A 22,393-nucleotide genomic window follows, 5' to 3' on the forward strand; every position below is an offset into this window, starting at 1 on the left:
ATCACGGTCGAGGTCGCCGCATTCTCCGCCACGCTCGCCGTGTCGCCCGAGGTGAACACAGGCGCATTGTCGTTCACGTCGGCAACATGGATCGTGGCGGTCGCGTTGGCGGTGCCGCCCCGGCCATCGCTGACGGTGACGGTCAACACATGGTTCGTCGCGCTTTCATAGTCGAGTATCTTGCCGGCCGCGAGCGAGATGGCGCCCATGCTGTCGATCTCGAACAGGCCCGCGCTGTTGCCGCCGGTGATGGCGTAGGTCAGACCATCGCCGTCGACATCGTTCGCCAGGATCGTGGCGAGGATCACCGTGTCGGCGACATTTTCCGCCACCGTTACTGTCGCACCGGTAGCGGTCGGCGCGTCATTCTGGTTGGTGACGTTGATGGTTACCGTCTTGGTCGTGGACGGCCCGCTGCCCTGCGACGCCGTGATGTCAACGCTGTAGGCGGATTTCGTCTCATAGTCGGCGCTCGCCTTCAGCTTGAGATCGCCGGTTGTCGCATCAAGGGTGAAGGCCCCCGCGTCGATGCCGCCCAGCGCATAGGTTACTGCGCCGAAATTCACGTCGGCGTCGGTCGCCACCGCCTTGTAGACCAAGGTCGAGATATCGGCATTCTCCGCCACGCTCGCGCTCGCGAGGGAGGTGAATACCGGTGCATTGTCGTTGAGGTCGGTGACGGTGATCGTCGCCGTCGCAGTGGCGGTCGCGCCCTTTGCATCGGTGACCGTGACGGTCAGCGTGTGGCTGGTTGCGCTCTCATAATCCAGCACCTTGCCGGCCGCTAGCGAGATGGCGCCGGCGCCGTCGATCTCGAACAGGCCGCCCGTATTGCCCCCAGTGATGGCATAGCTGAGCGTATCGCCCAGCGGCGCATCGACATCGGACGCGCTGATCGTTGCGAGGGTGAGGGTGTCGGCGATATTCTCATCGACGGTAACCGACTGGCCAGTGGCCGTCGGGGCGTCGTTGAGGATGTCGGCCGCAGCAACCGCCGTGCCACCGTTGAAACTGAACAGTTCGACCGAGGTGGCGGTCACACTCTCGCCATCGCGGCTGAGGGTGTAGGTGCTCCCTGCACGGCTGATGGTGTAATCGGCCCAGTTGCCGTCGAGATAGGCGGTGTCATCTCCCAACCCGCCGATCAAGATATTGTCGCCTGTGCCGCCATGGAGCGCATCGTCGCCGCTGCCGCCCGAGAGCGTGTCGTTGCCCTCGCCGCCATAGAGCGTGTCCTTGCCGCCATTGCCGATCAGGCTGTCGTCGCCGCCCAGGCCGGACATCACATCGTCCGAACCCGATCCGTTGAGCGTATCGTCAAATGCGGTGCCGGTGAAATTCTCCGCCGCGCCGGTGATGGTCAGGGTGAAGGTGCCATTGGCGGCGGCATTGCTGTCGTCGACCACGACATAGTTGATCGTGATCGTTGCGCTCTGGCCAGGGGCCAGACGATCATAGACGGCCTCTGTCGTGCTGGGGAGACCGACCGACGGCGTGAAGACCAGCTTGCCGCCGACGATCGCGAAATCATTGGCGATGTCGGCTTTCTCGGCGGACGTGAGGGTGCCGAGGCCGGTTATGCCATCGACATCGACGGTGAAGCTCTGGAGCGTCTTGGTCTCGTTCTTGTCCGCATCGGTATCGTTGGCGACCAGATCGAAGGTGCCGCCGACATTTTCCGCCAGGCTGGCGCTGTCCGGCACCGCCACCGGGGCGTCATTTTCGCCATTGATAGTGAAGGTCAGCGTCTTGTCGACAAGGCCATCATTGCCGGACTGCGCCTTGAAGGCGATGGTGTAGGTGACGCTTTCGTCATCATCGAGCCAGTTAAAGGCGGCACGGTCATAGCTGACCGCGCCGGTCGCGGCGTCGAAGGTTACGAGACCTGTGAGCGTGCCGCTGGCAGGGGGCGGCCCTTCGGCGGAGATGCTGCCTGACCCCCCAACATATTTGGTCGGCGCGGCCGCGTCCTGCGCGTCGGGATCGGTAATGGTGACATATTGGGCAACGCTGAAGCTCACGGTCGCGGTCGTGTTGCTTTCGGTGACGGCCGCCGGATCGGAGACAGTGATTATCGCCGCGTCGTTGCCGCCGGTGATGTTTACGGTCAGCGTGCTGCTCGCTTCGTTGTCAGAACCCCCGTCATTATTGGCGATGGTATAGTGGAAGGTTTCGCTGGCCGACTGACCGCCATCGAGCGCCTGCGTGTCGGTATCCGCATCGTTCAGGACATAGCGGTAGGTGCCGTCCGCCTTGACGAACAGGTCGCCATATTTGCCCGCGATCTTCGCTTCGCCGGACAGCGCGCCGCTAGCCAAGCCGTCGAAGGTGAGAGCGGTTTGGGTCGCATCACCCAAAGCGCCCTTTGTGACCTGCAGCGCGGCATCCTCGGTGCGGTCGGCGTCGAACCAGTTTGCGCCGTCCACGCCGGACAGGTTGCCGCTGACGCTGTCGTTGGTCTGGGCATCGCTGCCCTCGACTACCGCGCTGGGCGCAGTCGACGCAGCAAAGATAGTCGGCGCATCATTGGTGCCCGTGATGGTAATGACGATCGGCTGCTGGCTGGTGCCGCCCTTCCCGTCGCTCAGCGTGACCATATAGGTAAGCGTCAGCGTGTCGCCCGCGCGCAGGAAGTCGAAATCTGCGTTTGCACTGAAGGACCAGTCGATCGTGCGGGCTTCCCCGGTTGCTGGCAATCCATCGTCGTCGAATTGGATCAGCTTGCTGAGGAAATCCGCAGGCAGACTGAAACCACCGCTCACCTCTATATCTGACGCATCTATGAGACGGACGACAGGATCTGCATGCGACAGGGTCAGAATGTCGCCCAGATCCGGGTCGAGAATGGTCAGGGTTCCGCCCACCTCCAACGTCTGTATGCCATTGGCCTCGCCGACAGGATCGGCGGGATCGATGGTCGAAAGCACCGGCGCGTCGTTGGTGCCGGTGACGGTGACAGTGACGTCCCGCGTAAAGAACGCGCCCTGCTTGTCCTTCACCTCGACGGTGTAGGTCAGCGTAAGGATGTCATCCTTTTTGAGATAGTCGAAACTGGCATCGGCGGCCAAGAAATTCCAGGCGACGCTCCCCTCGCCGTTGGCGCCTGTCTGCGTCACGGTCAGGTCCAGCAGATTTTCCAGGGCCGCGTTGTCAAGGATAAGACCACCATCATTGCCACTGACCGCGACCGACTTGACGCTCGCGCTATGCTCCGTTTCGTCATCGACCAAGTCGGCATCAGTGAAGGTGAAGCTGCCCGTGTCCGCGAGAGTCGGGGCGTCTCCTTCCGTGGCTGTGCCGATCACATCGGTGAGGAAGCCGATCACCGGCGCATCATTGTCGCCGCGGATCGTGAAGGTCAGGGTCTTGTCCTGCGGATCGTCATTCCCGGACTTTGCCTGGAATGCGATGCTGTAGGTGACATATTGGTCCGCGCCCAGCCAGTTAAAGTCGGCGCGGTTGTAGCTTACTTCGCCCGTCTGCGCGTCGAACGTGATAAGTTCGAGCAAGTCTTGGCCGGGCAGTTCTGCGCTGCCTTCAGCAATGCTTGGCGTGCCGGAATCTGCAACATATTTTGTCGGGTCGATCGCATCGGACTTGTCCGGGTCAACGATCGTGACTTGGTCGGCAATCCTGAACGAAACGGCCGCGTCCGCATCGCCGGATGCATTCGTCTCCCGGACATCTGCAATGCTGGCTACGGTGATGTCCGCGACATCATTGCTGCCGTTCACCGTGACGGTGACCGTCTGGCCGACAAAGCCGTCATGCTGGTCCGCGACCCGTACCGTGTAGGTGAGCGTCAGATGCTCGCCCGCGTCGAGATAGTCGAAGGCGGAGTCAGCCGCGGTGAAGGTCCAGTCGATCTTGCCGCCGGTGCCATCCGATCCGGTCTGCGTCGTCACGAACGTCAGCAGTGCCTTCAGCGCAGTGTCGTCCAGCATCAGGCCCGTTACTGTGTCGGCCTTCGTCACGGACAGGACGGAAGCACTATGTTCATTGGCCGCGTCGGCGAGATCGACGTCGGAGAAGGCGAAGCTGCCGCTGTCGGTCAGAGATGTTGCGCTGCCGGTCTGGTCAAGCTGCTCCGTAACCGCGCCGATGACGTCCGTCTGAACGCCGATGACAGGCGCGTCGTTGGTGCCCTTGATCGTGATCGTCACGATCCGTTCGAGCGCCTGGCCCGCCGAATCGATGATGCGGATGCGATATTTTTCGATCTTCGTTTCGTCATGGGCCAGATAGTTTGTGACGGCGCTGGACACGCTGTAGTTCCAGGTCACGATACCCTGGCCATCATCGGCTGCCGAGTTGGTGACGGAAGCGGTCAGCGTGCCGGTGCCGCCGACAAGCTGGCTGTCAAGCGGCGTCACCTGCACCGCATGGGCGGAAGCATCGGTGTCGCTATAGGCGATGGTGCCGGTTGCTTCCACGACGCCCGTGGCCGGTTCGGAGACCGTGGCGCTGAGCGTGGCGGTGCCGCCGATCACCGGGTCATTCGCGCCGGTGATGGTGATGACGATTCCGGTCGAGGCGGTCGCATTGCCTGCGCCGCTCTGATCATTGGCCGTGGCGGCGAAATAGAGGTTCAGAACCTCGCCCTGGCGCAGGAAGTCGATCTGGCTTTCGCTGACCTGGTATGTCCAGGTGACGGTGCCGTCATTGCCGGTCAGGGGCGTCAGCGTCAGCGCGTTCAGCAGCGCCGTCTTCTGCGCATCGGTCAGCACGCGGCCGGTGAAGCTGCTGGTGTAGCCGTTGACATGCCCGGTCCCGGTATCGAACGCCTTGGTGAGGACGGTCTGGCCGTTGGTGTCAGCGTCGGCGATGCTGAAGCTGCCGGTTACCGCCGTCAGCGGGGTCGTATCGCCGCTATGGTTGGCCGGTTCGCTCAGCGATCCGGTCATGGTGCCGGTGGTGATGACCGGCGCGTCGTTCGTGCCGGTGACAGTGATGACGACATCTTCGGTCGCCGTCCCGCCCTTGCCGTCGCTGATTGTCACCGGGGTGGTGATGGTCAGTGTTTCCCCGGCGGCAAGGAAGTTAAGATCGGGCGAGGTATTCCAGGTCCAGGTGGCGGTGCCGCCAGCCAGTTGGGTGACGGTGAAAGCATTTTCAGCGGTCAGCGCGGTGACGACACCGGCCGGGATATTGCCCTGGGGCACACCGTCTTTTGTCCAGGCGATGCTGGTCGTGCCCTCGCTGACGGTCAGTATGTCGGTATGGTCGATGTCGCTGGCGGTGAAGCTGCCACTGGTGCTGATGGCGGTAGTGCCGGTTGCGGCTTCGTCGAAGCTTTCACTGAAGTCTCCGCCAACGCCGATTTTGGGATCGTCGTTGGTGCCGGTGATGGTGATCGTGACCGTTTCGGTATCCACGCCTGTCTGGCGGTCACTTACTGCGATCACATATTCCAGAACGAGCGTTTCATCCTCGGCGAGATAATCGAACGCCTCCGAGCCGGAGTTGAACGTCCAGGTCAGGCTGCCCGTACCGGTGCTGTTGCTGGTCAAGTGGGGGGACGGCGCTACCGACAGCATCGCCTTCAGGGCCGCCGGATCGATCCCATTGGTGAAGCCGTTATTCTTTACGGTGACGCTTTCGACCTCTGCAATATGGACATCGCTAAGATCGAGATCGGCCACGCTGAGCGTATCGCTGACAATGAGATTCCCGGCGTTGGTTTCGGTCACGCCGCCGATGACGGAATCCCCGGCGCCGACAGAAATGACCGGATCGTCGTTCGTGCCGTTGATGGAGATGACGACATCCTGCGTATCGGTGCCGCCCTTGCCGTCGCTGACCGTGACTTCATAGGTCAGGACGAGCGACTCGGTGGCCGCCAGATAGTCGAACGCCTGCGAGCCGGAATCGAAGGTCCAGGTCAGCGTGCCAGTGCCCGTATCGGGGTCGGTCAGATCGGTATGCGTCCAGAGCGAGAACATCGCTTCCAGATCGTCGTTCAAGATACCAGGATGATTGCCCTCAACGTCTTTGAGCGTCACCGTTGCGGTGTGAATATCGGCCAGATCGACATCGGTGACCGTCAGCGTATCGCTGACGGTCAGCGCGGCGTTGCCCTCGTCGAACTGATGGGCATCAGCATCCCCGGCCCCGGCTTCGACAGAAATCGCCGGTTCATCGTTGCTGCCGGTGATGGTGACCGTAATCGTCTGGGTGCCGGTATCGGTTCCGTCGAAAACGCCTACCGTATATTCGATCGTCAGCGTCTGACCGTCGGCCAGATAATCGAAGGTCGCTTGCGGCGCCGTGAATTCCCAGTCCAGCTTGCCATGCTGGGCATCGGTGTCATTCTGATAAATTGGCCCAAGCGTCAGATAGCTGAGCAATGTGTCGCTGTCTGGCTGTCCGGCGCCGGTGTCTGCGCCCACGACCTCAACCGAGATGGGCGCAATGCTGTGCGTGCCGTCCTGGGTGACATCCAGATCGCGGAACACCAGCGTGCCATCGTCGAAGAAATCACCCGAGCCAAGCCCGCCCTCCGCTTCGCTGAACGACACTGCCACCGGGTCACCTTCGAACACCGGCCCGTCATTGGTGCCGGTGACGATGATGGTCACCGTCTGGGTATCGGTGGTGTCGTTGCCGTCCTTGACCGTTACCGTGTAGGTCAGCGTGACCTTCTCGCCGTCGGCCAGATAGTCGAAGAGGCTGTCGGCGGCCGAGAAGGTGAAGCCGATCTTGCCATGCTGGCTATCGGTGCCCGTATCGACAAGATCGGCGGTGAACGCGTTCAGCACCGCCGCCTCATTGGGCAAGGCGACGCCCTGGTCGGCCGAGCGGACGACGCTCTTTTCGACCGTGTGCGTCCCGTCCTGCGATATGTCGAGATCGGTGAAGTCGAAGGTACCGCTAACGGTCAGCGGATTGGCTTCGCCTTCATTGAATTCCTTCGTGAAAGCTGCCGAGGTGATCTCGGGGGCGTCGTTCGTGCCCTTGATCGTTATGACGACATCCTGCGTGTCGGTGCCGCCACCATTCTCGGCGACGGTCAGCCGGTAGGTTATCGTCAGTTCCTCGCCTTGCGCGAGATAGTCGAATGTCTGGGCATCGGAATCGAAGGACCAGTCGATCGACGCGGCCCCATTGGTCAGGGAGGCGAGCGTTTCAGGCGGGGTGAACATCACCTGGAGCGCCGTATTGTCTATGCCGTTACGGGGTCCGGTGACCGATTGAACCGCGACCGAGAAGCTGTAGTCGCCGCTGGTATCGACATCGCTTAGCGTTAATGTGCCGCTGGCCGACAGGGGATCGTTGGCTTCATTCAGTGTCCGGGCGGCAAAATCGCCTTGTTCGATCGAAATCACCGGCGCGTCATTGCTGCCGGTGATCGTGATCTCGATGGTGCTGCTTGCGCCGAGCGGGTCCGAACTATCGTCCTTGATGCCGTAGTTGAACGTCTCGGTCAGCGTGTCGGCGGCAGTCAGCGCCTGAACGGTGGCGTTGCCGTTGTCGAGCACATAGCGATAGCTGCCGTCAGCCTTGATGAAGAGCGAGCCGTATTCGCCCTGTATTTCGGCTTCGCCACCGGCGAAGGTCAGGTCCGCCTGCGCGTTGCTACCGAACGACCCGGTCGTGACAGTGAGCGTGTCCCCGTCCGCGTCCGACCATCGCGAGGCGGCATCGCCCGCCACTTCCGTGCCGGTGATAGATGTCGACGACTCAATGATCGTGCTCGTCGCGTGCGCCGCAATCACCGGCGCGTCGTTGCGGCCCTCAATGCTGATGGTCAGGGTGCCGACGGCGAAATCATCCTGATCGTCGGTAACGATGTAGGTGAAGGCATCGTCGCTAACGGCACCCGCCTTCAGCGCCTGCGTGGCGAGAGCGCTATTGTTTAGCGCATAGCTATATGTGCCATCTTCATGGATGGTGAGAACGCCATATTTGCCGGTGATCTGGGTGCCCTGGCTTGTGACGTCGCTGCTGGTGGTAGCGCCCTCGGCAGATGCGGCGGTCACCTTCAGCACGGCATTGCGGTCAGCGTCGCTGTCATTGCTGAGGACATTGCCGATGGCCGAAGCGTCGCCGGCCGTGCCGTTGCTATAGCCGCCGGCTTCGATCACATCATCGTCAGCATTGCTGTCGTCGATCGCGACTGGGCCGTCATTGGTGCCCTTGATCGTGATAGTGACCGTTTGCACGGTGGACGCACTCGTCCCATCGGTCACGGTCACCGGATAGCTGATGGTGAGCGTGTCGCCGGCGGCAAGGAAGTCGAGATCGGCGGCGGCGGGATTGTAGGTCCAGGTAACGGTGCGCGATGCGTTGGAGGCGGAGGCGGCATCGTTGATCGCGAGCGTGAATGCACCGTTCGCCGTCAGTTCGGTCGGGATGGCCACCGGCGTTTGGCCGTTCAGCAGCACCGTCGGCGCGCCAACCTGCGGCGTCAGCATGTCGCTTGCATCCTTGTCCGAAACGCTGATCGTGCCGGTGATCGCCGCGATGTCCTGCGCGGACGCATCGCTTGCCTCGATGATATCGCCCGGCTGCGTGACGCCGCTCAGCACCGGCGCATCGTTCAGCCCGTTGACAGTGATGACAATCTGCGCCGTGTCCGCGTTGCCGGCGCCTGCCCCGTTCGACACCGTGTAGGTGAAGGTCTCGGTGGGGTGATCCGCGCTGTCGAGCGCCTGCGTCACTGCGCGGTCGTTGTCGAGGACGTAGCGATACTCGCCCGTATTCTTGAGGTACAACGTCCCGTAGGTGCCGTCGATCGCCATTTCGCCATCGGTGCCGGCGGCAAAGGCTGCAAGCTCGTCGTCCTTGCCCGCTTCGCTGATCCGCAGATTGGCTGCTTCGCCGCTGTCGATATCGGTCCAATTGCCGTTGGCCGACGCATTTCCGGTCAACGGAATGACTGCATCCTCGGTGATGGAGCCGGTCAGAACCTCCAGCACCTCAGGCGCGTCGTTGGCGCCGGTGATGGCGAGCGTCAGGGTCGCGGTCGAGGTGACGCCGCCGCCATCCATCATGGTGTAGGTGAAGGTTTCGGATACCGGCTGCCCTTGGGTCAACGCCTGGGTCGCGGCGCGGCCATTCGCCAGCGTGTAGGTGTAGCTGCCGTCGGCCGCGATCGTGATATCGCCATACGTGCCGGTGATGGTCGCGCCGACCCCGCCGCTGGCCGAAGACTGCGACCCGGCGACCACGCCGACGACCGTCTGGGTATCGCCCGCATCAATATCTTTGTCGTTGGTCAGGACATTGCCGGTCGCGGTCTCGTTACCCGCGCCCGCGAATCCCGCCTCTACAAGCGCCGTTCCTGCATAGGTATCCGCAACAGCCGTGGGCACGTCGTTGGTGCCTGTGATGGTGATGGTGAGGGTCGCCGAACCGCCTGCGCCCGCAGCGTCGCGGCCGTGATAGGTGAAGACGTCGGTGACGATGTCGCCAGCCTTCAGCTTCTGCGTATCGTCGCCCAGATTGTTAAGCTCATAGGTGTAGGCGCCGTTCGCCGCGATCGTCAGCGAGCCATATTTGCCCTGAAGAGCCTGCCCCACCGTGCCGGTGACATCGCCGAAAGCGATGCCATCGACAGACTTGGAATCCGTCGCATCGACATCGGTGTCATTGGTAAGCACATTGCCGGACACACTGGGGGTGCCGGCGATCAGCCCGGTTGAATCCTGGCCCGCTTCGATGACTGCGCCTTGATCTGCGGCGACCACCAGCCCGTCATTCGCGCCCGTGACATTGATTGTGACAGTGCGCGTATCGGTGCCTCCGTGTCCGTCACTCAGCGTGATCGTGTAGGCAAGCGTCAGCGTCTGGCTGGCCTGAAGATATTGGAAATAGGACGGCGTGTTGGTGAAGGTCCAGGCGACCGAACCGCCGGCATCTGTCGTGGTGGAGGTCATCGCTGTCGTCAACAGCGCCTTCAACTGGCCGTCGGTCGCGGACAGGCCGGTCGTCGCGCCTGACATGGCGAGGCTGACGTTGGAAATGCTGTGCGTATCGCGGACGTCGACATCGTTGAAAGTCAGCGTTCCGGTAAGCGGTGGGGTAGCGTCTTCGGTCAGGCTTGCGGGGCTGGACTGCGAACTGGTGAACACGGGGCCATCATTGGTGCCGGTGATGGTAATCGTCACGTCCTCGGTCGTCGTCGTCATCATGTCGGCGGCGAAGATCGTTATTGTGAACTTCTGGGTAACCTGTTCGCCCTCAGCAAGATATTGGACCGCGCTGTTATCGACGGCGAATTCCCATGCCACGAAGCCGGACTCGGTGGATCCTTCGGACGGATCGTTGATCGTGACCAGCAACGAGCCGAGTTCAGGCCCGCTTATACGCTCGGCAAAAGGCGTCTGCTCCAGGCCCGGTTGGCCACTGCCATCAGTGAAGTAGATCTTTCCAGTCTTCCTGAGAGAGCCCGCGGATACATCCGCATCCTCTGTAACGCCGCCGGTCAGATTGCTATCGTTCAGGTTGATGTTCAGCCCGCCGTCCATAAAAGCCCCCATATGCACAACATTATGGCCCCCTGCACGCCATGTGCAGGAGCGAATTTCATACCGATGCGACCGGATTATTTATTACGATTCGTGTAACGATTCTATATACTTAGCTTGATCATACTACGATCGAAGAATTACTATTACCGGTATATTCATCATAAAGAAGCACGGGCGCAATACCCCAAATGCGGGATAGTCATCGGATTTGGGGTCATTTTTCTCTCAATATAGAGCGAGCGGAGCTTGATGATCCGCGCCTATATTGGCTTCACCGCAAGTCCCCGAGGGGGGGTGTCAGAGCAGTTTCCACGAACTAACCCGGCGGCGATTTCCATCGGTGACCTGATGTGATTCACACTTCCCGCTAGTTGGCAGGAGGCCGGCATGGACGGCTCGCACAATTTCACGGAATCTTCGGGACAGACCGGCATTCGGGCAGGATCGAAGCGCATGGCGGCTTTGTTCGGGGATTGATCGCCGAGCAGGGCGATATGACCCTGGCCAAATTTCAGGTGCGGCTGATCGAGCGCGGCGCTCTGGCTGGGATCGGCACGGTGCATCGCGTTTTCGTCCGTCACGGGATCACGCGCAAAAGCGACCGGGCACGCGATTGAGTGAGATCGCCCCAACGTCCTGAGGCAACGCCAGCACTGGTTTGACGGTCAGATCGATCTCGACCCCGAACGCCTGGTCTTCATCGACGAGACCTGAACGGCCAGCAACATGATCGCGGCCATGGCCGTTGCGCAAAGGGTGAGCAACTGCGGATGGGCTACCCGCATGGTCTTCGCAAGACCACCACTGGTGGCCGGCCTGCGCATGACCGGCATGGTCGCGCCGATGGTGCTCGGTGGCCCGAACTGCGGCCCGGCGACGTCGTCATCATGGACAACCTCTCGCGCCACAAGCGAGCCGCCGTGAACGATCGAATCGAAGCGGCGGGAGCAACCCTGCGCTTGCTCCGGGCCTACAGCCCGACTTCAATCCCATCGACAAAGCATTGTCTCGCCTCAAGGCCATGGTTGGTAAGGCGGGCGAACGAACCGTCAGCGGGCTGTGGGGTCAGATCGGCAGGCTCATCGACATCTTCACCCCTCGAATGTGCAAACTACTCCAGTTCGTGCCGATGTGAAACAGAATGAGTGGAAGTCGCTCTAATGGTTAGACTATTCCCACGGAGTAGGCCACCACCAGCAGGCCCAGCACGGCCAAAACGATGATCGCGCCGGCCCATAGTCCACGCTTGGCCGTGGAAATGACAGCCATCTCTTCCGCCTCCGCGCCCACGGCGAAATTCGCGCGGACGATGATGCCGGCCTGTTTCGCCAGGTCGAATTCTGCGGCGGAGAGGGGGACGTCGAAAAGGCACCCAGCACGTCCGTCCCGCGCCCAGATCACTCGGCCTGGGCGCGCACCGACTCCCGACAGGCCGACCAGCACCGATGCGCCGGGCACGAGTGAAGGCACGCCCGACAGGCTGCATCCGGTCAGGGACACATCCTCCAGCCACACGTCGACGGGTACCCCGTCCGCCGTCCGCAGGGTCGAGGCGCGACGGAGCGCCAGACGGCTTGCGGCGCGATAGAAGCGATGGAGCCGGGGCCGATAGGGTGGCTTCATGTCACCCCGCCATCGCCAGCGCGACGGCTTCGGCGACCTTGATCCCGTCGATCGCGGCGGACAGGATGCCCCCGGCATAGCCCGCCCCCTCGCCCGCCGGATAAAGGCCCGCGACATTGAGGCTCTGAAAATCCCTGCCACGGTTGATCCGCAATGGCGAGGAGGTGCGGGTCTCGACGCCCGTCATCACCGCATCGGGGTGATCGTAGCGCGCGATCTGCCGGCCGAACACCGGCAACGCCTCGCGGAACGCCTCGATCACGAAGGGCGGCAGGCATCGGGCAAGATCTGTGGGGGTGACGCCGGGCTTGTAGCTGGGCTCCACCGATCCCAGAGCGGTCGAGGGCCGGCCGCCGAGGAAATCGCCCACCGTCTGCCCCGGCGCATGGTAGGAAGAGCCGCCGGCGATGAAGGCCTGGGTTTCCCAATGCCGCTGGAAGTCGATGCCCGCCAGCGGCCCGCCGGGATAGTCGCGTTCGGGCTCGATGCCGACGACGAGGCCCGAATTGGCGTTGAACTCGGCGCGGCTATACTGGCTCATCCCGTTGGTGACGACGCGCCCCTCCTCCGACGTGGCGGCGACGACCCGCCCGCCGGGACACATGCAGAAGCTGTAAACGGTGCGGCCATTGGCGCAATGATGGGCGAGGCTGTAGGCCGCCGCGCCCAGGTCGGGGTGGCCCGCGCAGTTGCCGTAGCGGGCCTGATCCACCCAGCTTTGCGGATGCTCGATCCGCACGCCGATCGAGAAGGGCTTGGCCTCCATATGGACGCCGCGCGCGTGGAGCATTTCAAAGGTCGGTCGGGCGCTGTGACCGATGGCGAGGACGACATGATCGCTCTCGATCGTGCCGCCATCGGCCAGCACGACGCCGCGCAGCCGCTGCGTACCCTCGCCCGTGCGGTCGAGCAGCAGGTCGTCCACCCTTGCCTGCCAGCGATACTCACCGCCCAGCTCCTCGATCTGGCGGCGCATCGCCTCCACCATGGAAACGAGCCGGAATGTGCCGATATGCGGATGCGCTTCCCAGAGGATGTCGTCGGGCGCGCCGGCCGCGACGAATTCCTCCAGCACCTTGCGGCCCAGGAAGCGGGGGTCTTTGACGCGGCAATAGAGTTTGCCGTCCGAAAAGGTGCCTGCCCCGCCCTCGCCGAACTGGACATTGGAATCGGGGTTCAACTCGCCGCGCCGCCACAGACCCCAGGTATCCTTGGTCCGCTCCCGCACCACCTTGCCCCGGTCGAGGATGATCGGGCGGAACCCCATCTGCGCGAGAATCAGGCCGGCGAACAGGCCGCACGGCCCCGCGCCGATCACGACCGGGCGCTTGCCCGTCCAGCCCTGCGGCGCATGGGTGACGAAGCGGTAGGTCGTGTCCGGGGCCGGGCGGACGTCATGGTCGTGGGCGAAGCGGGTCAGCACTTCGGCCTCGTCCGCCACATCGACGTCGAACGTATAGACGAGCTGGATCGCCGAGCGGCGGCGCGCATCATTGCCCCGGCGTACGAGGCGGTGGCCGCGCAGATCATGCGGCTCGACCCCGAGCCGCGCGCAGATGGCGGGGGCAATCGCGTCGGCGGGATGGTCGAGGGGCAATTTGAGGCCGGACAGGCGGATCATCCCCGCCCCATAAGCCCTCTCCGCTTCGCCGTCACCCCCGCGCGAAGCGGCGGGCCATGCCTTCCCCCAGCAGCGCCGCGACCATGCTGAGCCCGGTCAGCGGAAAGAGGATGCCGATCCCGACCATCAGCCCTGCGACGGTGCGACGCGCCGCTGGCGTCGCCGGGGGCGGCGTGGCGAATCGGCGCTTCCACCAGAGGATCGGCGCGGAAAGGCAGAGCGCCAGCAAGCAGAGGCAGCCCGCCAGCATCAGCAGCCGGTTCGCCTCGCCATATTGCTGGCCCTGATGCGTGGCGATGCCCCATTCCACCGCCTTCGCGCCGGGGCCGAACATGCGCCAGTCCATGTCCTGCACCACCGCGCCGCTGGCGGCGTCGATCATGAGCGCGCGGGCGTGGTCGGCGCGCTCGACCAAAGTGACGACCAGATAGGGCGCGCCGGCCTGCGCCGGCAGGATGATCTGATAGCGCCCCCTGATCCCGCGCCCGGCGGCGACGCGCGCGATGGCATCCACACCGACATCGCCCGGCGCACCCGCGCCGCTGCCACCGTCGCGCAGCGTCCAGGGAAGCGCTTCCTTCGCAGGGGCGCTCAAGGGGATCGACGCCATCTTCGGCCGCCCCCACCCGTTCGCCGCCACGACGGCGCGCAGTCCACCGCCCCAGACCTCGGTCCACGGCATGCCCGTCACGGCCAGGAACAGGATGACCGCCGCCGACAGGAACCCTAGCGTCCCGTGCAGGTCGCGCCAGAAGAGGCGGCCCTTGGGACTGCCCCGTACGACAAGCGCCGGCTGGCCGCGCCGGGGCCAGCGCAGATAGAGGCCGGTAACGCAGAGCAATATCGCCCAGCCTGCGACGACCTCCACCAGCCGGTTGCCGATCGCGCCGGTCAACGCCAGGCTATGCAGATTCTTGACGAGACCCATGATGCCGCCGCCACGCATATCGCCCAGGATGCGGCCATTGGCGGGATCGACGAAATGCACCACGGGCGCGCCTTCGCCCGGCCGCGTGGTCATCCGCCAGCTTTCGTTCGCGGCATGCGGAATCACGACCTGCGTGACGCGCTCGCCCGTCTGCCGCTCGACCGCCTCTATCAGCCGGGCGGGCGAAGCGGGAGCCTCCACCACGCGGTCGAGCGTCACCGGGTAGAGCCACGCCTCCACCTCCGGCTTGTAGAGGTAAAGCGCGCCCGTCACCGCCATCAGCGCGAGCACCGGCAGCACGATCAGCCCGGCGTAAAAATGCCAGCGCCACATGGCGCGATAGAAAGCGGCGTCTTCCATGCGATCCCCTTTCGTCACAGGCGCGCGCGCAGGCCGGCATAGACGGCGCGGCGCTCGACCGGGTAGAATGACGCCTGGCCGCTGTAGCGGACGACCGCGCTGATGTCACCGATCGCGCGTCGCTGCGTCAGGTTGCGCGCGTCGAGGAAGAGCGTGACGCCCTCGCGCACTGCCGCCTGCGCCGTAAGCCCCATCAGCGCATAACCGCCGGTGCGCTTTGTATTGGCGTAATCGACCCACGCGCCCTGCGGCAGCCACTCGATCGCCGGCGATACGCTCAGCCGCTCGCCGCCCAGCGTCAGTTCGGCGCGGTAGAGATGGCGCGGAATGACGGGCAGGCGGTTGTCGCCGAACTGCGCGTCATCCCGAAAACGGAAGTCGTTATACTGATATACCTGCCGCAGCTTCGCCCAGGGCAGCAAGGCAAGGTCGAGGCCCGCCTCAATCCCCTGATGCCGCGTCCGGTCCGCATTGAAGGTCGCGGCCGGGATGATGCCGGCAACGACGTTGAACTGGAGCATCTCGCCCCGAATGTCCGCGCAGTAGAGGCTGATGTCCCAGACGGCGATCCCTGCCCGCCCGCGCGTGCCGACCTCCGCGGTCCAGGCCCGTTGCAATCCCACGGGGGTAAAACCGGGCACCCCGCCCGCCGGGGTCTGGCTGAGTTCGCTATAGCCCGGCATTTCGATCGACCGGCTGTAATTGGCATAGACCTGTATCGTCGCAGCGGGTTCGTAGAGCAGTCCGACCTTGGGCGCGAAGGCGTCGAAGCTGGCCTCGCCGCTCCGGGCGGGCGCAAAGCGATTGGCGATGCGCCGTTCGCCATGGCTGTGGATGCCGCCCGCGATCAGCCAGATATGGTCCACCGGCGCAATCCGCGCTTCGCCATAGCTGTTGATCGTCTGCGCCGTCTGCGCCACGTCGGCAGTGATCGCGCCGCGCCGGCCCGCCACGTTCACGAACTGCCGGGCCTGGACCGTGCCGAACCGCGCCTGGCTGCCCAGCGTCAGCTCGACCGGCATCCCGCCCAGATCGCCGGCGAGGTCCAGGCTGGCGAACAGCCCCCTGTCCTGCGACTTCTGGTCGATCACCTGAAAGATCGGGTGGAACAATTGCTTGGCGTTGTAGAACAGCCCGAAAGACAGCGTCCCGTCGCCCAGATCGACCGTGGTGCGGTTCTGAAGCCGCAGCGAATCGATGTCGCGCGCCTGATCGCCTGCGAAATTGCCTGTGGTGGGATTGGTCAGCGCATTGCGCTCGGTCAGCGCGCCCGCCAGCTTCTGCCGGATCGTCTGCGCGCTGGCATAGAAGCGGGTCTCCACCCGATCGGTCAGCCGCACCCCGGCATTGCCGTTGAAGCGCAGCGCCTTGCGATCGCCATGGGCGCGGTCGCTGTCGGAGCGGTCGCCCGTCACCGCCAGATACGCATCGCCCCGCGCGTCCGCGTAGCCAAAGGCCGCCTTGCCTCGCAGCGTATCGTAGCTACCGCCATCGATCCGCAATTCCACACCCGGCGCGCTGCGCCCGGTCGGCGTCACCGCGTTGATCGCACCGCCCAGCGTCGATCCGCCATAACGCAGGGCGTTGCCGCCGCGATACACCTCGATATGCTGGAAGACCTGCGGGTCGAGTTCCTGGAAATCGCCATTATCGTCGGCCAGGTTGATCGGGATGCCGTCCTGCAACAGCGTCAGCCCGCGCATGTGGAAGCCGCGCGACAGGCCCGATCCCCGGATCGAAAGCCGCACCTCCTGCCCGAAGCGTGGCTGGGTATAGACGCCGGGGGAAAAGGCGAGCGCGTCGCGCAGCGAGACGGCGAGTCGATCCTCGAAGGCGTCGGCGGCCACGACACCGGCCCCGCCAGGCGTGCGCTGGACGCGGGCGATCGCCTCCTCGACTTGCGGGATGGCGGTGACGATGATGGTGCTGCCCGGCGCCTCATTGGCGAAGGCGGGCGGCACGGACAGGAGGATGGCGCACAGCGGCAGGCTGCGCGCGGCATGATATGGACGCATGGGTAATCTCTTCTGAAAACAGGCATGGGGTCGCGCGGCGGGACCGCCGGCGCGATGCTAGTGGTTTCAGAAGATGGCGGGTGGCCCCGATGACGGCGGCGGCGGCGCGGCGAGGCGGGCGATCAGACCGGTCTTCAGCGCGAAGGCGATCGGCCCGAACGCCAGCTGCCACGCGGGCAGCGCCAGATCGGCGAGGATCAGCGGCGGGACGGCCGGCTGGATCGAGGCGGCAAACGGGCAATGCTGTTGCCCTGTCATGCCGTCATCGGGCTGGTCCGGCTTGCCCGGCGCGCGGTCGCGCGGCACCACCACATTGACCGCACCCTGCCCGGTGCACAGCGTGACGACCACGCCGCGCTCGGTCCGCTTCGGCATGAAGCCCGCCGGCGCGATCAACTGGACCGCAAGGACGAACAGCGCCAGCACGGCCAGCAGGCCGCGCGCATTGCTTGATCCTCTGATGGCCCCCGTCATGGCGCAGGCCCTAGCGGCGGCGGCACACCTTGTCACCTGGGCAAAAGGTCCAATCAATCGCAACTGACATTGACGTAAACGTAAAGCTGACTTACATCGGTGCCCCATGAGCAAGCTGAGCAACATCGCAGGCATCGAGCTGCCCGACCATAGCGACCGGCAGAGCTACAGCATAACCGACCTGTCGGAGGAGTTCGGGGTCACCGCGCGCGCGCTGCGCTTCTACGAGGATGAAGGGCTGATCTCGCCCGAGCGTCAGGGCCTGGCGCGCATCTATTCGCGCCGCGACCGTGCCCGCCTCGCCTGGATCTTGCGCGGCAAGCGGGTGGGCTTCAGCCTCACCGACATCCGCGAGATGATCGACCTGTACGACGCCGATGAAGCGCATGAGGCGCAGCGCCGCGTGACGATCGGCAAGTGCAAGGCGCGGATCGACCTGCTCACCCGGCAGAAGGACGATATCGACGCCGCCATCGCCGAACTGGCCGATTTTGTCGCCACCATCGAACAGAAATAAGCCCCTACCCCGTTTCATAAGAATAGTCGCAGGAGAAGATCATGCCGAGCTACGCCGCCCCCGTCCGCGACACCCGCTTCGTGCTGGAACATGTCGTCGGGCTCGACCGCTATGCCAACCTGCCCGGCTTTTCCGCCGCCACGCCGGACCTCGTCGAAGCGATCCTGACCGAAGGCGGCAAGGTCGCGGCGGAAATTCTCTTCCCGCTGAACGCCTCCGGCGACAAGGAAGGCTGCACCCGCAACCCCGACGGCAGCGTGACCACGCCCAAGGGCTTCAAGGAAGCCTATGACCAATATGTCGCGGGCGGCTGGACCACCCTCCACGCGCCCGAAGAGTTTGGCGGACAGGGCCTGCCGATGATCATCGCGACCGCGCTCGGCGAATATATGTCGGCGGCGAACCAGGCGTTCGAAATGTATTTCGGCCTGACGTCGGGCGCGATTTCCGCCCTGCTGGCGAAGGGCAGCGACGAATTGCAGCATCGCTACATCCCCAGGATGGTGTCGGGCGAATGGACCGGCACGATGAACCTGACGGAGCCCCATTGCGGCACCGACCTTGGCCTCATCAAGACCAAGGCCGTGCCGCAGGGCGACGGCAGCTACGCCATCACCGGCACGAAGATTTTTATTTCGGCGGGCGAGCATGACCTTGCCGAAAACATCATCCACCTGGTCCTCGCCAAGACGCCGGACGCGCCGGAAGGCAGCAAGGGCATATCGCTGTTCGTCGTGCCCAAGTTCTTCGTGGGCGACGACGGATCGCTGGGGACACGCAACGCCGTGTCCTGCGGGTCGATCGAGCACAAGATGGGCATCCATGGCAACGCGACCTGCGTCATGAATTATGACGGCGCGACCGGATGGATGGTGGGTGAGGAGAATAAGGGCCTCGCCGCCATGTTCATCATGATGAACGCGGCGCGGCTGGGCGTCGGCCTCCAGGGGCTGGGCCAGGCGGACGTCGCCTTCCAGAATGCCGTCCACTATGCGAAGGACCGCCGTCAGGGCCGTGCGCTCACCGGCCCCAAGGAGCCGGAGGAGAAGGCTGACACCCTCTTCGTCCATCCCGATGTGCGGCGGATGCTGATGGAGGGCAAGGCGATCACCGAGGGGCTGCGCGCGCTGACCCTGTGGACCGCGCTCCAGGTCGACCTGTCGCACAACGCCGCGACCGATGACGAGCGGCAGGCCGCCGACGACATGCTCCAGCTCCTGACCCCGGTGGTGAAGGGCTATGGCACCGACAAGGGTTTCGACGTCGCGGTCGCCGCGCAGCAGGTGTTCGGCGGCCATGGCTACATCTGGGAAAATGGCGTCGAACAATATGTCCGCGACGCCCGCATCGCCCAGATCTACGAAGGCACCAACGGCATCCAGGCGATGGACCTTGTCGGCCGCAAGCTGCCCATGCATGGCGGCCGCGCGTTGCAGGCATTCCTGAAGACGGTGGGCGAGGAAGTCGCCGCCGGCAAGGCGGACGAAAAGACCGCCCCGATCGCCGAAGCGCTGGAAAAGGCCAGCGGGCAGTTAGGCGCCGCTACCATGTGGCTGATGCAGAACGCGATGAAGAACCCCGACAATGCCGGCGCGGGCGCGCATCATTATATGCACATCCTCGGCATCGTCGCGACCGGCCTCATGTGGCTGCGGATGGCGAAGGCCGCCTCCGCGCTGCTCGCGGCGGGCGAAGGCGACGCGAAGTTCCTGGAGGCCAAGCTGGTAACCGCCCGCTTCTTCGCCGAACGCATCATGCCCGACGCAGGCTCGCTCCGCCGCAAGATCGAGGGCGGCGCGGACAGCCTGATGGCGCTCGACCCGGAGCTGTTTCTGGCGGCGTGAGGGGGGCATATTCCCCCTCCCGTTTACGGGAGGGGGGTGTCTGTCATCGACCAGTTCTTGCCGCTTAAAGCTATTTGAAGCCTGCCCGATAGCGGACGCGCTCGCCATGTGCTTTAATTCAGCAATGGGCCGATCAAGGAACCTCGTTGCCGCCGCCGCGCCGTTCGCCATCGCATTCCTTAGCGGTTGCACTTCTCCGACTTCCGATCCAGCGACGTTACGCGTGATAGAAAGCGAAGCCCGCTCGTTGATGGTAGAGTATCCTGTTAGCCGGCCAAACGCATGGGCAGATATCCCGATGCGTGAGTGGCCGCCGAAAATGGCGAGCCTAAAACCAGATGCAGTGACGGTTTATCGTTGGGGCGTCGATATTATGGTGAAGCCGGGCATTGATGGTGGCTACGGCTATGCCGTCCGGAAAAATCAGGAAAACCTTCCACTGCCAGCAAAATGCTATTCCGAACTTGGCCAAGGAGTCTTCTGGCACAACCCCTGTTGATCCCAACAGGTTCACCTGCCGATCATTTGCGCCTTGTTCGCTACTGGGATACGACAGCGGCATGTTACGGCAGAGAATGCTTATGGCCCTCATGATTCTCTTCGCGGGTATGCCCGCTTGGGAACATGCCAGTGGGCAGTCCGTGTCGAGTTTGTCTCAACAAGTCTCCAATTATTTAGCATGGAAGCAAGCCGACTATTTGAATATGCCCTTCGTCCAAGACGCGATCCGTCGATGGAGTGTGAAGGGAGGTGAGCCGGTCTCTCGTGTAATGGAAGGTCGTCACGCCGAGACGATGAAATTTCCGGGCAAAACTTGCGTGCAATTTGCATTCACGGGGCCGTCCGTTGGGGGCATACCTGTCTATTGCTACCGTTTAGAAAGCGATCCGTGGGGTCCAAAATTTTCGCTGATCGAAGAGTATAGCAACGTCGAATAACGTCCAATTTTATTTATCGTCTACTCGAGAGCGGACTTTCCGCTACACCCCATCTCCGACCAAAAAAACACCCGTCATGCCAGCGAAGGCTGGCATCTCTCTTCTTCTGCGGCGCGGTTGAGAGAGAAGGGAGATCCCAGCATCCGCTGGGATGACGGGACATCAAACTCCCCTCCCTAACAAAACCCAGCCCATCCGCCCTCGTCAAACCCCGACTCTCCGCATAAGTTCGGGCGATGGCACCCCCTCCCCCTCCAGCCTCCCGCACGCTTGGCCTTGCCGCGTGCATCGCGCTGGTCATGGGCAATATGATCGGGTCGGGGGTGTTTCTGCTGCCCGCGTCTCTTGCCCCCTTCGGCTGGGATGCGGTGGCGGGTTGGGTGTTCACCATCAGCGGATCGCTGCTGCTCGCCTTCGTCATCGCGCGGCTCACCGTGGCGATGCCGGACGCCAATGCATCGCAGATGATCGCGCGCGCTTATGGGCCGTTGGCGGGTTTTGCGATCGGGTGGATCTACTGGCTCTCGATCATCATCACCAATGTCACCATCGCCGTCGCGGCGACCGCCAACCTCAGCAGCGTGGTGCCCGCACTCGCACGGCCGGGCGCGGGCGCGGTCTGCTCGATCGGCTTCCTCTGGGCGATGACCGCGATCAACCTTGCTGGCGCGCGGGCGGCGGGGCTGACGCAGATCGGCACCACGATCGTCAAGCTTGTGCCGATCCTGGTGGTGCTCGTTCTGCTGATCCTGATCCTGGGCAGCGGCCGGGCCGAAGTCGCGCCCTTCCCAGCGCAGGGCCTCACCGGCGCGGGCATCACCGCCTCGGCAGCACTCACCCTCTGGGCACTGCTCGGCTTCGAGTCCGCCTCCATCGCCGCCGACAAGGTGCGCGATCCCGCGCGCACCATCCCGCGCGCGACGCTGATCGGCACGGCGGCGACGGGGCTGATCTATCTGCTGGTCTGTTCCGGCATAGCGCTGACGCTGCCGGCGGCGGAGACGCAGACCGGTTCCCCCTTCGGTGCGTTCGTCAGCCATTATTGGTCGCCGGGGCCAGCGCGTTTCATCGCCCTGTTCGTAGTGGTGAGCTGCCTCGGCGCGCTCAATGGCTGGACTCTGCTCCAGGGCGAGGCGCCGCTGGCGATGGCGCGCGCGGGCGAACTGCCGCGCTGGCTGGCCGCCACCGATGCCAAGGGAACGCCGGTGCGCGGCCTTATCCTGTCCACGCTTCTGGCGAGCCTGCTGCTGGTGGCGAACAGCCTTCAGGGGCTGGTGTCCTTGTTCACCGCGATGGCGCTGCTGGCGACATCGGCGACGCTGTGGCTCTATGTCGGCTGCGCGCTGGCGAGCCTGCGCTTCCGGCTGGCGATGCCTGCCGCGCTTCTGGGACTTGGTTACGCGCTCTGGACCCTATGGGGCGCGGGCGTGGTGGCGAGCGGGTCCAGCGTCATTTTAATGGCGGCGGGTCTGCCCTTCTACTGGTGGGCGCGGCGGGAGCGGGGCGGAACCAGTGCTCCTAAAGAAGCAGGAGCCCAGGGTCGAACGCGGTAACCTTGCACCCTGGGCTCCTGCATTCGCAGGAGCACGTCGGTGCCGGCA

11 protein-coding genes and 1 pseudogene are annotated in these 22,393 nt (G+C 63.9%); 6 read left to right on the forward strand and 6 right to left on the reverse strand.

Features of this window, described 5'->3' with window-relative positions:
• The coding region (locus ACETPF_RS12355) for a VCBS domain-containing protein (RefSeq protein ID WP_373934797.1) at positions 1 to 10,469 on the reverse strand (10,469 nt) is incomplete at its 3' end.
• Positions 10,470 to 10,891: 422 nt separating this feature from the next.
• Between ACETPF_RS12355 and ACETPF_RS12360 the strand changes: the two are divergent.
• Positions 10,892 to 11,617: pseudogene (locus tag ACETPF_RS12360) on the forward strand (transposase); the annotation flags it as partial.
• Between the two features lie 19 nt (positions 11,618 to 11,636).
• On the opposite strand, the gene ACETPF_RS12365 reads toward ACETPF_RS12360, so the two are convergent.
• The 5 genes from ACETPF_RS12365 to ACETPF_RS12385 form a co-directional block, all read right to left on the reverse strand.
• Entirely contained in the window at positions 11,637 to 12,095 is a 459-nt protein-coding gene (locus ACETPF_RS12365) for a PilZ domain-containing protein (RefSeq protein ID WP_373934798.1), read from the reverse strand.
• Between the two features lies 1 nt (position 12,096).
• Complete coding sequence (locus ACETPF_RS12370) at positions 12,097 to 13,716, reverse strand: NAD(P)/FAD-dependent oxidoreductase (RefSeq protein WP_373934800.1); 1,620 nt, start codon at positions 13,714 to 13,716, stop codon at positions 12,097 to 12,099.
• A gap of 31 nt (positions 13,717 to 13,747) precedes the next feature.
• Positions 13,748 to 15,004, reverse strand: coding sequence for a PepSY-associated TM helix domain-containing protein (locus ACETPF_RS12375; RefSeq protein WP_373934801.1), 1,257 nt, complete (start codon positions 15,002 to 15,004; stop codon positions 13,748 to 13,750).
• A gap of 14 nt (positions 15,005 to 15,018) precedes the next feature.
• The gene (locus tag ACETPF_RS12380; RefSeq protein ID WP_373934803.1) at positions 15,019 to 17,019 is read right to left on the reverse strand and encodes a TonB-dependent receptor family protein; all 2,001 of its coding nucleotides are present in this window, start codon (positions 17,017 to 17,019) and stop codon (positions 15,019 to 15,021) included.
• A gap of 66 nt (positions 17,020 to 17,085) precedes the next feature.
• On the reverse strand, positions 17,086 to 17,493 hold the full coding sequence (locus tag ACETPF_RS12385) for a DUF2946 family protein (RefSeq protein ID WP_373934804.1): 408 nt from the start codon (positions 17,491 to 17,493) through the stop codon (positions 17,086 to 17,088).
• A 106-nt stretch (positions 17,494 to 17,599) separates the two neighbouring features.
• On the opposite strand from ACETPF_RS12385, the gene ACETPF_RS12390 reads away from it, so the two are divergent.
• The 5 genes from ACETPF_RS12390 (at position 17,600) to ACETPF_RS12410 (ending at position 22,345) form a co-directional block, all read left to right on the forward strand.
• A complete protein-coding gene (locus ACETPF_RS12390; RefSeq protein WP_373934805.1) occupies positions 17,600 to 18,010 on the forward strand; it encodes a MerR family transcriptional regulator in 411 nt (136 codons plus the stop codon).
• A 41-nt stretch (positions 18,011 to 18,051) separates the two neighbouring features.
• Positions 18,052 to 19,854, forward strand: a complete 1,803-nt coding sequence (locus tag ACETPF_RS12395; RefSeq protein ID WP_373934806.1) for an acyl-CoA dehydrogenase C-terminal domain-containing protein — start codon at positions 18,052 to 18,054, stop codon at positions 19,852 to 19,854.
• Between the two features lie 223 nt (positions 19,855 to 20,077).
• Positions 20,078 to 20,353: a hypothetical protein gene (locus tag ACETPF_RS12400; protein ID WP_373934807.1), complete on the forward strand. Its 276-nt coding sequence runs from the start codon at positions 20,078 to 20,080 to the stop codon at positions 20,351 to 20,353.
• An 82-nt stretch (positions 20,354 to 20,435) separates the two neighbouring features.
• Complete coding sequence (locus ACETPF_RS12405; RefSeq protein WP_373934808.1) at positions 20,436 to 20,792, forward strand: hypothetical protein; 357 nt, start codon at positions 20,436 to 20,438, stop codon at positions 20,790 to 20,792.
• 236 nt (positions 20,793 to 21,028) lie between these two features.
• Positions 21,029 to 22,345 carry an amino acid permease gene (locus tag ACETPF_RS12410; RefSeq protein ID WP_373934809.1) on the forward strand — a complete coding sequence of 439 codons (1,317 nt, stop codon included), beginning with the start codon at positions 21,029 to 21,031 and terminating at the stop codon, positions 22,343 to 22,345.
• Positions 22,346 to 22,393: the final 48 nt, after the last annotated feature.

The sequence above is a fragment of the Sphingobium agrisoli genome, from assembly GCF_041877245.1.
Lineage (GTDB): Bacteria > Pseudomonadota > Alphaproteobacteria > Sphingomonadales > Sphingomonadaceae > Sphingobium.